We start from the raw sequence: 15440 nt of genomic DNA, 5'->3' as shown, positions 1-15440 counted from the left end.
CTGCCCTAAGACATCGGCATCATTCTTTCGAGGATCATTGCCATGGCTGTCGCCGCAATCACCCCCGCTTCCGGCTCCTATGTGAAGGACAGCGAGGAGTTCAACTGGGAAGACCCGCTGAACCTCGACGGCATGCTCACCGAAGAAGAGCGCATGGTGCAGGAGACCGCCCGCACCTATTGCCAGGAGAAGCTGCTGCCGCGCGTCACCTCGGCCTTCCTCGAGGAGCGCTTCGACCGCGAGATCATGACCGAGATGGGCGAGCTCGGCCTCCTCGGCTCGACGCTTCCCTCCGAATATGGCGGCGCCGACCTCGGCTATGTCGCCTATGGCCTCATTGCCCGCGAGGTGGAGCGTGTCGATTCCGGCTATCGCTCGGCCTGCTCGGTGCAGTCCTCGCTGGTGATGTATCCGATCTACGCCTATGGCTCCGAGGCGCAGCGCAAGAAGTACCTGCCGAAGCTCGCCAGCGGTGAGTGGGTCGGCTGCTTCGGCCTGACCGAGCCCGATGCCGGCTCTGATCCTGCGGGCATGAAGACCCGCGCGACCAAGGTCGATGGCGGCTACATCCTCAAGGGCGCGAAGATGTGGATCACCAACTCGCCGATCTCCGATCTGGCGGTGGTCTGGGCCAAGACCGACGAGGCCATCCGCGGCTTCATCGTCGAGCGCGGCATGAAGGGCTTCTCGACCCCGAAGATCGAGGGCAAGGTCTCGCTTCGCGCCTCGATCACCGGCGAGATCGTCCTCGACGACGTCTTCGTGCCGGCGGAGAACATGCTCCCCAACGCCAAGGGCCTGTCGGGCCCCTTCGGCTGCCTCAACCGCGCCCGCTACGGCATCGCCTGGGGCGCCATGGGCGCGGCCGAGGATTGCTGGCACCGCGCCCGCCAGTACACGCTGGATCGCAAGCAGTTCGGCAAGCCGCTGGCGGCCACCCAGCTCGTCCAGAAGAAGCTCGCGGACATGCAGACCGAGATCACGCTTGGCCTGCACGGCGCGCTGCGCCTCGGCCGGCTGATGGAGGGCCACAACTTCGCGCCGCAGGCCATCTCGCTGATGAAGCGCAACAATTGCGGCAAGGCCCTCGATATCGCCCGCCTCGCCCGCGACATGCACGGCGGCAACGGCATCTCGGCCGAGTACCATGTCATCCGCCACATGGTGAACCTCGAGACGGTCAACACCTACGAGGGCGCCCACGACGTGCACGCGCTGATCCTCGGCCGTGCCCAGACGGGCATCCAGGCGTTCTTCTGATCGCCGTTCGACGGACGGATTGGGAAGGCCCGGCCACCGCGCCGGGCCTTCTGCTTTTGGGGACCGACAGGGCTTCACGCAGGACCGCAGCGGCTCCACGGGGGGCATGAAGGGCGCAGCCCGCACCTCTCCCCGGCGGGGAGAGGTCGACGAGCGCAGCGAGGCGGGAGAGGGGGAGCTTTCGCAAGGACCAAGAGCCCCCTCTCCCGGCCTTCGGCCGACCTCTCCCCGCCGGGGAGAGGTGGGGGCACAGCTCTGCCCTCACCGCCGCTGCGGGCGAGCGTTGGGATCTACCTGGATGGACGACAGATAGGCGACGATGGCTGCGGCGCGCTCGGCCGAAAAGGTGAATTCCGGCATGGCCGGATGGCCTGAGGTGAAGCCCTCGGCGAGCGCCTCCTCCAGCACGTCCACCGGATAGCGCTTCGACAATTCGCGGAAGAGCGGCGCGTTGGGATAGGGGCTCGCGCCCTCGCGACCAACCGCGTGGCAGAGCGAGCAGTTCTGCCGCACGAGCGCCTCGCCCCGCTGGATCAGCACCTGCCGGCTCTGGGCGGCGGCGGCCGACACACCGAGGGCGAGGCCGACGGCAAGGGTCAGGGCGGTGACGAGGCTGCGGCGCATGGGGGACTCCGGGCGGTGGAACGAATGAAATTCTCCCACGCCCGGCCCTGCGCCGCGTTGCGGTCGATCAACCGGCGAGCGCCACCAGCTCCGCCGTCAGCGCCGAGGCCGGATCGGCGAAGGGGGCGATGACGGTGAAATGGTTGGCGCCGGGAACGACGATCTCCTTTGCCGCGACGCCGAGCGCGCCCCAGCAGTCGCAGAGCGCGCGCGTCTGGCGGTGATATTCGGCGGATTCGTCACCCCCCACCACCACCGTCACCCTGAGGCCCGATGGCGGCGACCAGACGAGCGGCGAGAGCGACGCCGCCTCACCCGCATCCATGCCCATGGCCTTGTTGACGAAGGTCGGCACCAGGGGGGCAAGATGGAACAGCCCGGAAATGGGCATGGCCGCGGCGATGAGGTCGGAGAACTCGCCGATCGCTCGCCAGTTCGCGGCGGCCATGCAGGCGGCGAGATGCCCGCCGGCGGAATGGCCGAAGGGCTGCACGCGCCGGCCGCTGCGCTCGTGCAGCACCCGGATACAGGCGATGACGTCATCGACGATCTTGGCGAGCTTCACCTGCGGGCAGAGGTCGTAGCTCATCACCGCCACGTCGAGGCCATGGGCATTGGCGCCCGCCGCCATGTGGCTGAACGAGGTCTTGTCGAGGGCCTGCCAGTAGCCGCCGTGGATGAAGAGCAGGATCGGCGCCCCCTCACGCGGCGCAGGCGCGGGAAAGAGATCGTAGCGGTGGCGCTCGCCGGTGCCATAGGCCTGATCGAGCGCCGCATCCGGCCGCGCGGCGCGATAGGCCGCCGCATCGCGCGCCCAGCCAGCCATGATGGCGGGATGGTCCGGCACCATGGCGCGGTTGTTGTACTGGGCGTCGAGGTCGAGAGGCATGGCGGGTCTTTCCGATCGGCGGCGCGCATGCTGCCCTAGGAGGTCCGACGATGCCAGCGCCGCTGCCGCCGGTCCGCCATTCCGCCGGGCGCCGTCATGGACTAGGGTCGCGCCGCCCCGCGCCGGGGCCATCGGCAGGATTCGGCACATGCGCAGCGACCAGGCGACACCCGTGAAACTCTCGGACTACCGGGTGCCCGACCATGTGGTGACGCAGGTGCATCTCGACGTGGTGCTGCACCCGACCGCGACGCGCATCCGCGCGACCAGTGATGTCGCACCCCACCCTGAGGGACGCGCCGGCGCGCCGCTCACCTTCGACGGGGACGGCCTGACGCTTGAGGTCATCGCCATCGACGGCGTAGCGCTGGCGGCGGATGCCTATGCTGCGACGCCCGAGCGCCTGACCATCCACCGCCCGCCGCAGACCCCGTTCCAGCTTACGGTCGAGACCGTGGTCGACCCGCAGGCCAACACCCAGCTCATGGGGCTCTACCGCTCGTCGGGTACCTGGTGCACCCAGTGCGAGGCCGAGGGCTTCCGCCGCATCACTTACTTTCCCGACCGGCCTGATGTGCTCGCCGTCTACACGACGCGGATCGAGGCCGAGAAGAAGACCGCACCCGTCCTCCTCGGCAACGGCAACCTCGTCGAGGCGGGCGACCTTCCCGATGGCCGGCACTATGCCGTCTGGCACGACCCGCACCCGAAGCCGAGCTATCTCTTCGCCCTCGTTGGCGGCGACCTTGCGGTGGTCACCGACAGCTTCACCGCGCGCTCGGGGCGCGAAGTCGCACTCGGCATCTATGTCGAGCATGGCAAGGAGGACCGCTGCGCCTATGCCATGGACGCGTTGAAGCGCTCCATGCGCTGGGACGAAGAGGCCTTCGGCTGCGAATACGACCTCGACGTCTTCAACATCGTTGCCGTGTCCGACTTCAACATGGGCGCGATGGAGAACAAGGGCCTCAACATCTTCAACGACAAATATGTGCTGGCCCTGCCCGACACCGCCACCGACCAGGACTATGCGGCCATCGAGGCGATCATCGCCCACGAATATTTCCACAACTGGACCGGCAACCGGATCACCTGCCGCGACTGGTTCCAGCTTTGCCTGAAGGAGGGCCTCACGGTCTTCCGCGACCAGGAATTCTCCTCCGACATGCGCTCGCGGGCGGTGAAGCGCATCGCCGACGTACGGCTGCTCAAGAGCCATCAGTTCGCCGAGGACGCGGGCCCCCTCGCCCATCCTGTCCGCCCGGAAATCTACCACGAGATCAACAATTTCTACACGGCGACCGTCTATGAGAAGGGCGCCGAGGTGATCCGTGCCCTGAAAGTGCTCATCGGCGAGACGGCCTTCCGCGCCGGCATGGATCTCTACCTTTCCCGCCACGACGGGGATGCCGCGACGGTCGAGGATTTCATCGCCTGTTTCGCCGAGGCGAGCGGTCGCGACCTCACCGCCTTCTTCCTCTGGTATCGCCAGTCCGGCACCCCGGAGGTCAGCGTCGCGACCCGCCACGACGCCGTCGCCGGCACCTTCACCGTGACGCTGGTCCAGCGCCACCGGCCAACCCCCGGCCAGACCGACAAGCATTCCATGGTGATCCCGCTCGCCTTCGGCCTCGTCGGCGAGGACGGCCGCGACCGGCCGCTGCTCGATGAGGACGGGCGGCAGGTCGCCGCCGTCCTCACGCTCGACGAGCCGCAGAAGACGGTCACCTTCTCCGGCCACCCGACGCGGCCCGTGCTCTCCATCAATCGCGGCTTCTCCGCGCCGGTGGCCCTGAAGACCGACCTCACGGCCGAGGACCTCGCCTTCCTCGCCCGGCATGATGGCGATGCCTATAACCGCTGGCAGGCGATCCAGTCGCTGGCGACGGACCATCTCGTCGCCGCAAGCCGCGGCAACACCCGTGCGGCCGGGGCGGATGCCATCGCCGCGGCCCTCGCCAATGTCATCGACGGCGCGGCGGCGGATCCCGCCTTCGCCGCCCAGGCGCTCACCCTGCCCTCGGAAGCCGACATTGCCCGCGAGATGGGGGCCGAGGTCGATCCCGCCGCCGTCTTCGCCGCGCGCAAGGCGCTGAAGCTGCACGTGTCCACGGCCCTCGGCGACCGGCTCGCCGCCTTGCGGGAGCGCTTCGCCACACCCGGCCCCTACAGCCCCGATGCGACCTCCGCCGGCCGCCGGGCGCTGGTCAATGTCGCGCTCGATCTCTGGGCGGCCACCGGCGAGGATGCCCGCCTCGCCGTGGTGGAGGCGCGCTTCGCCGGCGCCGACAACATGACCGATCGCTTCGCCGCACTCGCCGTGCTGGCCCAGCACCCGGGCGCGCGGCGCGAGGCGGCGCTCGCCGCCTTCCGCGAGCGCTACCGCGCGGACGCGCTCATCCTCGACAAGTGGCTGGCCCTCCAGGCGGCGATCCCCGAGGAGGCCACGCTCGCCCGCGTCGAGGCGCTGCTGGCCGATCCCGCCTTCGCCATGGGCAATCCGAACCGCCTCAGGGCCCTCGTCGGCGGCTTCGCCGCGGGCAATGCCACGCAGTTCAACCGGCCGGACGGGGCGGGCTATGCCTTCCTGGCGCGGGTGGTGATCGACACCGATCCGCGCAATCCGCAGGTGGCGGCGCGCCTGCTCCAGGCCTTCCGCAGCTGGCGGGCACTGGAGGCCGGCCGGCGGTCTCTCGCGAGGGCCGCGCTGGAGCGTGTGGCGGGGGGTGCGAGCCTGTCGCCCGACGTGCGCGACATCGTCGACCGGATGCTCAGCGAGCCCGGCAAATAGTCCTAAGGCGTTAACCAAAAATTTCCGATTTCGCGATTCGGCGACTCTAGACAGGAGTCGTCCAAATCGATTCTTATGACCGCGATTCGGGGGGGCTGGGGCTCGGACTCCGGACCGGATTATCCAGGATTCGACGGGGGACACCGGCGATGGAGCGCAATGCTGCGCCCAGCGCGGACGCGCTGATTCATGCCTTGCGGCCAGAGGGCTTCGCGCGCTCGATCAATGCTTCGATCGAGACGCGGCTTGCTCCCTACGAGCCGCTGCTGCGGCGCCTCGTGCCGACCCTCATCGTCGCCTTCATCGTGGTGATGGGCGCCGGCGCCATCCAGCAGATCCTCAACAACCGCACCGACATCCTCAACGCGGTCGAGGCCGACCTCGAGGTCGCCGCCGCAGCGGTCGAGATCGACCTCGCCCATCGCAGCGCCGCCGCCGGCGCCGCGCAGGCCGCCGCCGCCGTGCAGGCCGCCCTCGACGTCACCGCCGCGCGCATCGGCGTGCAGGCCGGCCGGGCGATGTTGGCCACCGATGCCGACGGTCTCGTTGTCGCCGCAACCCCGCCCTCCCTGCGCCAGCGCTGGCTCGGCCGGCCGGCTGGCGATGCTGTCCGCTCTGCGCTGCCGATGCTCGGCGCCGGCACCCATGGCGCGCTCGCCGACGGCAGCGGCGCCATCATCGTGGCGCGGGCCCTGCCGGCCTCGCCCGGCCGGCTCTACGTCGTCCAGGCGACCGATGCCGCCCTCGCCCAGTGGGGCCGCTCCTCGTTGCTGCTCGGCACGCTCTTCGCGACGACCGGCCTGCTGCTGCTCGTCATCGGCTTCGCCTTCCACGTCCAGACGGTGCGCGCCGCGACCGCCGACATGATCAACCACAATGCCCGCGCCACCATCGACGCGGCGCTGGAGAGCGGCGGCTGCGGCCTGTGGGACTGGGAGATCGGCACCAGCCAGATGTACTGGTCGGCCTCGATGTTCGAGATCCTCGGCTTCCGCGACCGCGAGGGCCTGGTCACCTTCGACGAGCTGCTGCCGCTGCTCCACCCGGAAGACGGCTATCTCGGCGGCATCGCCGAGCTCACCGACCTCGATCCGCGCAACGCCGTCGATTTCCAGTTCCGCATGCGCCACGCGGATGGCCGCTGGATCTGGCTGCGCGCCCGTGGCCGCGGGCTGATGCTCGCCGGCGTCAGCCATCCGCGCTTCGTCGGCATCGTCGTCGACATTACCGAGCAGCTCGAGATCGCCGCCCGCAACGCCGCCGCCGACCACCGCATCCGCGAGGCCATCGAGACCATCTCCGAAGCCTTCGTGGTCTGCGACGACCAGGACCGGATCGTCGTGTGCAATTCCAAGTTCCGCGAACTGAACGGCCTCAGCGAGGACGAGGCGCGGCCCGGTGCGTGCTACCACGAGATCCTCGCCGCGGCGGGCGGCGGCGCCAAGATCAAGGAGGGGCGCATTCTCTCCGAGCGCGCACCCGGCTCGCGCGACATCGAGATGGAGCTCGCCGATGGCCGCTGGCTGCAGATCTCCGAGCGGCGCACCCATTGCGGCGGTTTCGTCTCGGTCGGCACCGACATCACGGCGCTGAAGCGCCACGAGACCCAGCTCACCGCCAGCGAGCAGCGCCTGCGCGCCAGCGTCGCCCAGCTCCAGAAGAGCCAGTACGTGCTGGAGATGCAGACCCAGCAGCTCGCCGAACTGGCGGAGAAATATTCCGACCAGAAGACCCAGGCCGAGGAGGCAAGCCGCGCCAAGTCGGAATTCCTGGCCAATATGAGCCACGAGCTGCGCACGCCGCTCAACGCCATCATCGGCTTCTCGGAAGTGCTGAAGGAGGGCCATTTCGGGCCACTCGGCGCGCCGAAATACGGCGAATATGCCAAGGACATCCACGCCAGCGGCCACTACCTCCTCTCCCTCATCGACGACATCCTCGACATGGCGCGGATCGAGGCCGGGCGGATGCGGCTGGAGACGGTCGAGACGCGGCTCGACGAGACCCTCGACGAGACCATGCGCGTCGTCTCGAAGATGGCAGCCGACAAGGAGATCCTCATCGAGGCGGAGGTGCCGACCGGCATGGACCTCATCGCCGACCGCCGCGCGGTGAAGCAGATCACGTTGAACCTGCTCTCCAACGCCGTGAAGTTCACGCCCCGCGGCGGCATGATTTCGGTGAGGGCGCGGCGGGCGCGCGGCTTCATCACGCTGGCCATTGAGGACACCGGCATCGGCATCCCGCGCCATGCTATCACCAAGCTCTGCAAGCCCTTCGAGCAGGTGCAGAGCCAGTTCTCGCGCAATCACCAGGGCTCGGGCCTCGGCCTCGCCATCGCCAAGTCGCTGGCGGAGATGCATGGCGGCTCGCTGCGCATCCGCTCCACCGTCGGACAGGGCACGACGGTGGTGGTGCGGCTGCCGGTGGGTGGGCCCGTGACGGCGGAGGCGTGAGGAGCTCCTCCCTCACAACGGCCCGACGATCGCCTCGAAGGCTTTGCGCACCTGTTTCTGCACCTCGACGAGATGGGCGTCGAGGGTCGCGAAATCCGGCAATTCGCCCGCCCGCGCCAGCAGCCGCTTGAGGCCCGGCGAGGCCTTGTCCTTGTCGAAGCCCTCAACGAGGCAGAGGCGCAGGATCTGAGTGAGGCGCTGGTAGAGCCGGCAGGCGGCGCGCAGCACGTCACCCTCTGCGGGCTTCACCAGCCCCGCCGTCGTCGCGCGGTCGAGCACCCTCATCGTGTTCGGATCGAGAATCTCGGGATGGCGCGCGCCATGGACGAGTTGCAGCGCCTGCGCCACGAACTCGATATCGATGAGGCCGCCGCGCACATATTTCAGATCCCAGCGGTCATCCTCGCCCTTGTCCTCGGCAATGGCGCGGCGCATGTCGACGATATCGGCGAGGGTCGCCTTGGCCGGGCGCTTGGCGGTGAGAACCTTGCGGATCGCCTCGGTCACCTCCGGCTCGAAACCGGGCGAGGCGGCGATGACGCGGGCGCGGGTCAGCGCCATATGCTCCCAGGTCCAGGCCTCCTTGACCTGATAGGCGCGGAAGCCGGCGAGATGGGTGGCGACGGGCCCGGAGCGGCCGGATGGCCGCAGGCGCAGGTCAACGTCATAGAGCACGCCCTCGGAGGTCGGGGCCGACAGCGCGCTGACGAGGCGCTGGGTGAGGCGGGAGAAATAGTGGCTGCCGGAGAGCGGCCGCGGCCCGTCCGAGGCGGTCTCGTCGGGATCGTGGTCGTAGAGCAGGATGAGATCGAGGTCGGACCCGGCCGTCATCTCGCGGCCACCGAGCTTGCCCATGGCGACCACCGCCGTGCGCATTCCCGGCACCGTGCCGTGGGCGCTGGCGATCCAACCGGTGACGGCGGCATAGAGCGCCTTGATGAGCTGTTCGGCGAGGCGGGCGAAGGCCTGTCCGGCGGCCTCGGCCGAGACCGTGCCGGCAAGCACGCGCACACTGGTCAGGAACAGCTGCTCCTGGCCGAAGATGCGGGCACGGTCGAGCACGTCCTCGGCATCGACTGCATCGCCCAGCGTCGCGGCAAGACGGGCGGCGAGCGCGGCATCGGAGGGCAGTTCGCCGAAGAAGGCCGGCTCCAGCAGCGCGTCGAGGACATGGGCGCGGCGGCCCAGCAGGTCGGCGAGGCGCGGCGCCGAGCCGAGGATCTGCGAGATCAGCTCCAAGAGGCCCGGATGGGTTCGCAGGATGGCCAGCAGCTCGATCGGCTGGGAGTGGCGGCTGAGCAGGCGGTCGAAGGCACGAAGGCCAAGATCCGCATCGCCCGAGCGTGACAGGGCATCGATCAGGGCGGGGGCGAGTTCGGCGACGCGCTCGCGCGCCTCGCGCGCGCGCAGGCCGCCTGACTTGGCGTTCTGCCAGCCGAGGACGGTGGCGATGGCGGCAGGCGGATCGGTGAAGCCGATATCCTTGAGCCCCGCGAGGGTCGTCGCCTTGGGTGGTTCCGACGAGAGGTCCAGGGTGCCCTTCACCTCGGCGAGCGGCGGCAGGGTCTCGAAGAGCCTGGCATAGGCCGCTTCCACCGGCCGCAGCTCGGCGGTCAGCGCCTCAGCGAAGGCGGCGTGGTCGCGATAGCCGAGGAACTGGGCGATGCGGGTGACGCCCTCGGTGCTCTCGGGCAGTGAATGGGTCTGCTCATCCGCCACCATCTGCAGCCGGTGCTCGACGCGGCGCAGATAGCGATAGGCCTTTTCGAGCGCGGCGCGTGTCTCCGGCGCCACCCATCCGGCCTCGCGCAGACGCTCGAGCCCGGTGATCGTGTCGCGCACCCTCAAGCCAGGGTTGCGGCCACCAGCGATGAGCTGCTGGGTCTGGACGAAGAACTCGATCTCGCGAATGCCGCCGCGGCCGAGCTTGATGTTGTGGCCCTCGACCGCCACGGCATCATGGCCGCGGAAGGCGTGGATCTGTCGCTTCATGGCATGGACATCGGCCACCGCGGTGTAGTCGAGATATTTGCGCCAGATGAAGGGCTGCATCTCCTGCAGGAAGGCCTCACCCGCCGCGATGTCGCCGGCGCAGGGCCGCGCCTTGATGAAGGCGGAGCGCTCCCAGGTCTGGCCGATGGTCTCGTAATAGTGCAGCGCCGCCGGCACCGAGATGGCGACCGCCGTCGCGCCGGGATCGGGGCGAAGGCGGAGGTCGGTGCGGAAGACATAGCCGTCGGCCGTGCGCTCCTGAAGGATGCGCACCAGGCGCTGGGTCAGCCGCACATAGGCGGGCTGGGCGTCCTTGCCCGGCGCCATCGGCGCCTTGTCGGGATCGAAGAAGACGATGAGGTCGATGTCGCTGGAATAGTTGAGCTCGAAGGCGCCGTGCTTGCCCATGGCAAGGACGATGTAGCCGGAGGCCTCCTCCGGCCGCTTCGGATCGGGCGGCGCGAGGATGTCGCCATCGGTGAGGTCGCGCATGAGATGGGCGACGGCCTCCGCCACGGCGAGGTCGGCGGTCTCGGTGAGCGCCCGCGTCACCTGTTCCAGCGGCCAGACGTCGCCAATGTCGGCAAGCGCCACGAGCAGCGCCACCTCCGCGCGGAAACGCCGCAGCGCGCGCCCGACGCCCTCGTCGCTGCGCGCCTTGCGGCAGGCGGCGACCGCCTCCGCCTTCACACGGGCGAAGGCTGCCTCAGGCGGTTCGGTGAGGGCGGCCAGCAGGTGCGCCGGATCTTGGGTGGCGATCCCCGCGAGGAAGGGCGAATGGACGAGGATCCCGGCGACGAGGCCCCGCACCTTCGGGGCCTTCAGCAGCGCCGCGAGGCCGTCGCGGACGCCATCGTCCTCGACGCCGTCGAGGAAGGCGGCAATGCGCTTCGCCGCGCTCTCGCCCTTCGGAAGGACCGGCGCCGCCTTCAGCCGCGCGGCGAGGCCGGGGGGAGGCGTCGAATCAGCTGGAGGGGTTCGCGGCACGCGGGTCATCAGCCGACCTTGGCAGACGCAGCGTGACCTTCAAACCCGGCCGATTGTCATCGAGGGCGATGGAACCGCCATGGAGGCGCGCCACAGCGGCGGCGAGGGAGAGGCCGAGGCCCGATCCGGGCCGCGACCGGCTCGTTTCCAGCCGCACGAAGCGGTCGAGCACACGGCCGCGGTCGGCATCGGCAATGCCGGGGCCGCGATCGGCGACGGTGAGGACGGCGTCGGGCCCGTCGGCCGCGACAGTGACCGTGACCTCGCCCGCCTGGCCCTCGACGCGGCCATATTTCAAGGCATTGTCGACGAGGTTGGCGATGACTTGGCCCAGCAGTTCGCGGCTGCCGGTGACCGGCATGGGCCCGGCGGCGACGGTGAGGGTCACGCCAGCCTCATCGGCCACCGGCTCGTAGAGTTCGCCGACGCCGCGGGCGATCTCGCCGAGGTCGACGGGGGCCATGCCGTCGCGCTGGTTGCCGGCCTCGGCGCGGGCGATCATCAGGAGGGCGTTGAAGGTGCGGATGAGCCCGTCCGATTCCTCGATGATGCCGGTGAGCGCGGCGCGATAGGCCTCGTCCGAGGCCTCGCCGCGCAGCGCCTCCTCCGCCTTGTTGCGCAGGCGGGTGAGCGGCGTCTTGAGGTCGTGGGCGATGTTGTCCGAGACCTCCTTCATGCCGGCCATCAGCGCCTCGATGCGGCCGAGCATGTCGTTCACCGAGCCGGCGAGGCGGTCGAGTTCGTCGCGCGAGCCACCGGTCGGCAGGCGACCCGTGAGGTCGCCGTCCATGATGCGGCGGGACATGTCGGTCATGGCATCGACGCGCTTGAGCACGCGGCGGGTGACGAAATAGGCGCCGAGCAGGCCGAGGACGAGCGCGACGAGAAGCGACAGGCGGAAGCCGCGGCCGAAGATGTCGCGCATCCGGTCACGGTCCTCCAGGTCGCGGCCGACGAGGAGGCGGAAATTGCCGGGAAGGCCGAAGACCTGGGCGATGGCGCGGTGCGGGCGGTCGGTGGCGCTCTCGCCGGCGCGGCGATAGTCCGTCTCGATCCAGCCGGGCCGACCAAGCGTGCCGGAGGGCAGCTCGCCGATATTGCCGGCGATCGGCACGCCGGAGAAGGTCGCGACGAGGTAGAGCGAGGCGCCGGGTCGGTTGCCGCGCTCGTCCACCACCTCGACGAGGCGGCGGATGCCGCCGACCGCGAACTGCTCCGCAAGGCCCCGCACTTCCGCCGTGATCGTCTCGGTGAGCTGGTCGGTGAGCTGGCGCTGGGTGGCAAAGCCCAGCCAGCCGATGACGAAGCCGGCGAAGAGCACGAAGATGAACAGATAGGCGGCGATGATCTTGAAGGCGGTCGTCGACAGCAGCGACCGCATGCCGGACAGGCGCCGCCGGATGGGTCCGGCTGGCCGCGGAGGGGCGGCCACCGTCACGCGCGCACCGTGTATCCGGCGCCGCGGATGGTGTGGATCAGCGGCCGCTCGAAGCCCTTGTCGATCTTCGAGCGCAGGCGCGAGACATGGACGTCGATGACGTTGGTCTGCGGGTCGAAATGGTAGTCCCAGACGTGTTCGAGCAGCATGGTGCGGGTCACCACCTGCCCGGCATTCTTCATCAGATATTCGAGCAGGCGGAACTCGCGCGGCTGGAGGATGATGTCCTCGCCGCCGCGACTGACGCGGTGCGACAGGCGGTCGAGTTCGAGGTCGGCGACCTTGTAGACTGTCTCCGGCGCGCTCCCGGAGGAGCGGCGGCGGGAGAGCACCTCGACGCGGGCGAGCAGTTCGGAGAAGGAATAGGGCTTCGGCAGGTAATCGTCGCCGCCGGCGCGCAGGCCCTTCACCCGGTCGTCGACCTGGCCGAGCGCGGAGAGAATGAGCACCGGCGTGTCGCGGCCGGCGGAACGCAGGTCGCCGATGACCGACAGTCCGTCCTTCTTCGGCAGCATGCGGTCGACGATCAGCACGTCGTAGGGGCCATCCATGGCCATGGCGAGGCCATCCTCGCCATCGGCGGCGTGGTCGGCGACATGGCCGGCCTCGCGGAAGGCTTTGGTGAGATAGGACGCGGCCTCGCGGTCGTCCTCGATGATCAGGATGCGCATGGTCTGCATGTTACACGGCCCCTCGGGCGCTTTGCGAGACGGCGATACGGCGCGCGGAACGCAAAAAACGGGGCGGCCGGCATGGTGACCGACCGCCCCGCGCGAGAGGATCCCGGCAGCGGGGGGCGACTGGGGTTGCCACCGGGATCCCTCGTGAGTGGCGGCCGGCGCCGAAAAGGTTCGACGCCGGCACGGATTTTTCTCAGCCCGGATCGAGCGGGATGGCGACGAAGCGCTGACCCTCGCCGGAGCGCAGGCGGATCAGCGCGGACCGGCGTCCATCGGCGCGGGCAGCACCCAGCGCTTCCCGCACATCGCGCAGCGAGGCGACCGAGCGGCCGGCAACGTCGAGAATGACGTCGCCGGGGCGGATGCCGCGCTGGGCGGCGGGGCCGCCGGGCTCGACCTCGGTCACGACCAGGCCCTGGCCACGGCCGGCGGGCTCGACCGAGAGGCCGAGGCGCGGGCCGATCGGCGCCGTGTCGGGCGTCGCGTCGGAGCGGCGGTCGCGACGGCCGTCCTGCAGGGCGGCCATCTGGCCCTCGCCCGGCAGGCGGCCGAGGGTGAGCGCCACGTTGCGCTCGGCGCCGTCACGGATGACGCCGAGGCGTACCGTGGTGCCGGGGCGGGCCGCGCCGATGCGGCGGGTGAGTTCGCGGGCGTCCTTCACCGGCTGGCCATCGACCGCGATGATGACGTCGGAGGGCTTGAGGTCGCTGGCAGCGGCCGGGCTGCCCGGCTGGATGCCGGCGACGAGCGCGCCCTCCGGCTTGGCGAGGCGCAGGCTCTCGGCGATGTCAGGGGTGAGGCCCTGGATCTGCACGCCGATCCAGCCGCGCTGGACCGATCCGCCATCGCGCAGCGCCGCGACGACAGTCTGCGTCGTCTCCGAGGGGATAGCGAAGGCGATGCCGACATTGCCGCCCGAGGGCGAGAAGATCGCGGTGTTCACGCCGATGACCTCGCCATTGACGTTGAAGGTCGGGCCACCGGAATTGCCGCGGTTCACCGCTGCGTCGATCTGGATGAAGTCGTCATAGGGACCCGAGCCGATGTCGCGGCCGCGGGCCGAGACGATGCCGGCGGTCACCGTGCCGCCGAGGCCGAAGGGATTGCCGACGGCGAGCACCCAGTCGCCGATGCGCGGAGCGGTGCGGGCGAAGGGCACGAAGGGGAAGTCGCGGCCCTCGGCTTTCAGCAGGGCGAGGTCGGTGCGCTCGTCGGTGCCGACGACGCGGGCCTTCACGGTGCGGCCGTCATCGAGGACAACGTCGGCCTCGGTGGCGCCGCGCACGACGTGGTTGTTGGTGACGATGAAGCCGTCAGCCGAGATGAAGAAGCCCGAGCCCTGCGACATGGCGCGCGGGCCGCCGCGCTGCGGGCCCTGGCCGCCGCGGGGACCGCCGAAGCGCGGGTCGTTGCGGAACTGCTCGCCGAAGCGGCGCATGAAGCGCTCCATGTCGCCGTTCTCGTCCTCGCCCATGCCCGGCAGCTCGCGATAGTTCATCGCCTGCGGGGCGGCCTGGGTGACGCGGACGGAGACGACGGCGGGCTTCACCCGCTCGACGACATCGGCGAAGGACATCGGCGCGGTCTGGACGCCCTGGGCGGTGGCGCTGGCGACGAAGGGCGCGCGGACCGGCTGCCAGGCGACGATGCCGGCGCCGACGGCGGCGATGGCAACGGTGCCGAGCAGGGCGGCGCGGATGCGGGCGCCGCGGGTCGTGGTGGTGGGGGAGGTCATGCGACAGTCTCCATGGGGGAAGCCGGGACACGGGGTTGCGTCCGTGTATGGCGTCACCATGGAGGAGGCGAGATTACGCGACCCTGTCGGGCGCATTACATCTTCGTAAGGTCAGCCCTCGGCCTTCAGTGCCGCGGCGAGCCGTGCCTTCTCCTCCTCGGAGAGCGGCGCCACCGCAGAGGCCGGCGTCACCCGGCGTCGGCGCACGGCGAGGAGGAGATAGATCCCGCCGCCGGCCAGGAACAGGATCGGCGCGCCCCAGAGCACCAGGGTGTGCCAGGCGAAGCGCGGCCGCAGCAGCACGAACTCGCCGTAGCGGGCGACGAGGAAGTCCATCACCTGGCTGTCGCTGTCGCCGGCCTTCAGCCGCTCGCGCACGAGGACGCGGAGGTCGCGGGCGAGTGGGGCGTCGCTGTCGTCGATCGACTGGTTCTGGCAGACGAGGCAGCGCAGGTCCTGGCTGAGAGTGCGCGCCCGCTGCTCCAGCGCCGGATCGGCGAGACGCTCGCCCGGCAGCACGGCCCGGGCGGGCGCCGCAAGGGTCAGCGCCATCATCAGCGCGGCGAGCGGGGCGATGCGGCGCATCGG

Annotated in this window: 10 protein-coding genes; 3 read left to right on the top strand and 7 right to left on the bottom strand. The window is 70.0% G+C overall.

The window, feature by feature from the left end; all coding sequences use genetic code 11:
* The first annotated feature begins 42 nt into the window (after nt 1–42).
* Nucleotides 43–1260: an acyl-CoA dehydrogenase gene (locus O9344_RS05715; protein ID WP_298474020.1), complete on the top strand. Its 1218-nt coding sequence runs from the start codon at nt 43–45 to the stop codon at nt 1258–1260.
* Between the two features lie 261 nt (nt 1261–1521).
* Here the strand turns inward: O9344_RS05715 and O9344_RS05710 are convergent, their stop codons facing one another.
* A complete protein-coding gene (locus O9344_RS05710) occupies nt 1522–1884 on the bottom strand; it encodes a cytochrome c (RefSeq protein WP_298474016.1) in 363 nt (120 codons plus the stop codon).
* A 67-nt stretch (nt 1885–1951) separates the two neighbouring features.
* Nucleotides 1952–2773, bottom strand: coding sequence for an alpha/beta hydrolase (locus O9344_RS05705; protein WP_298474013.1), 822 nt, complete (start codon nt 2771–2773; stop codon nt 1952–1954).
* Nucleotides 2774–2921: 148 nt separating this feature from the next.
* On the opposite strand from O9344_RS05705, the gene pepN reads away from it, so the two are divergent.
* Both pepN and O9344_RS05695 read left to right on the top strand, forming a co-directional pair.
* Entirely contained in the window at nt 2922–5564 is a 2643-nt protein-coding gene (gene pepN / locus O9344_RS05700; protein ID WP_298474010.1) for an aminopeptidase N, read from the top strand.
* Nucleotides 5565–5713: 149 nt separating this feature from the next.
* Nucleotides 5714–8020: an ATP-binding protein gene (locus O9344_RS05695; RefSeq protein ID WP_298474008.1), complete on the top strand. Its 2307-nt coding sequence runs from the start codon at nt 5714–5716 to the stop codon at nt 8018–8020.
* Between the two features lie 12 nt (nt 8021–8032).
* Here O9344_RS05695 and O9344_RS05690 read toward each other — a convergent pair whose 3' ends face one another.
* From O9344_RS05690 to O9344_RS05670, 5 genes are all read right to left on the bottom strand, one after another.
* The gene (locus O9344_RS05690) at nt 8033–11008 is read right to left on the bottom strand and encodes a bifunctional [glutamine synthetase] adenylyltransferase/[glutamine synthetase]-adenylyl-L-tyrosine phosphorylase (RefSeq protein ID WP_298474005.1); all 2976 of its coding nucleotides are present in this window, start codon (nt 11006–11008) and stop codon (nt 8033–8035) included.
* Nucleotides 10977–12380 carry a HAMP domain-containing sensor histidine kinase gene (locus O9344_RS05685; RefSeq protein ID WP_298474002.1) on the bottom strand — a complete coding sequence of 468 codons (1404 nt, stop codon included), beginning with the start codon at nt 12378–12380 and terminating at the stop codon, nt 10977–10979. The genes O9344_RS05690 and O9344_RS05685 overlap by 32 nt, the downstream gene beginning before the upstream one ends.
* A 53-nt stretch (nt 12381–12433) precedes the next feature.
* The gene (locus tag O9344_RS05680; RefSeq protein ID WP_298474077.1) at nt 12434–13108 is read right to left on the bottom strand and encodes a response regulator transcription factor; all 675 of its coding nucleotides are present in this window, start codon (nt 13106–13108) and stop codon (nt 12434–12436) included.
* A gap of 202 nt (nt 13109–13310) precedes the next feature.
* Entirely contained in the window at nt 13311–14852 is a 1542-nt protein-coding gene (locus O9344_RS05675; protein ID WP_298473999.1) for a Do family serine endopeptidase, read from the bottom strand.
* Nucleotides 14853–14963: 111 nt separating this feature from the next.
* Nucleotides 14964–15437: a cytochrome c-type biogenesis protein gene (locus tag O9344_RS05670; RefSeq protein WP_298473996.1), complete on the bottom strand. Its 474-nt coding sequence runs from the start codon at nt 15435–15437 to the stop codon at nt 14964–14966.
* Nucleotides 15438–15440: the final 3 nt, after the last annotated feature.

The organism is Phreatobacter sp. (assembly GCF_027532945.1).
GTDB lineage: Bacteria > Pseudomonadota > Alphaproteobacteria > Rhizobiales > Phreatobacteraceae > Phreatobacter.
Note: the sequence above shows the minus strand (reverse complement) of the source record. Positions and strands in the feature narration are given on the sequence as shown.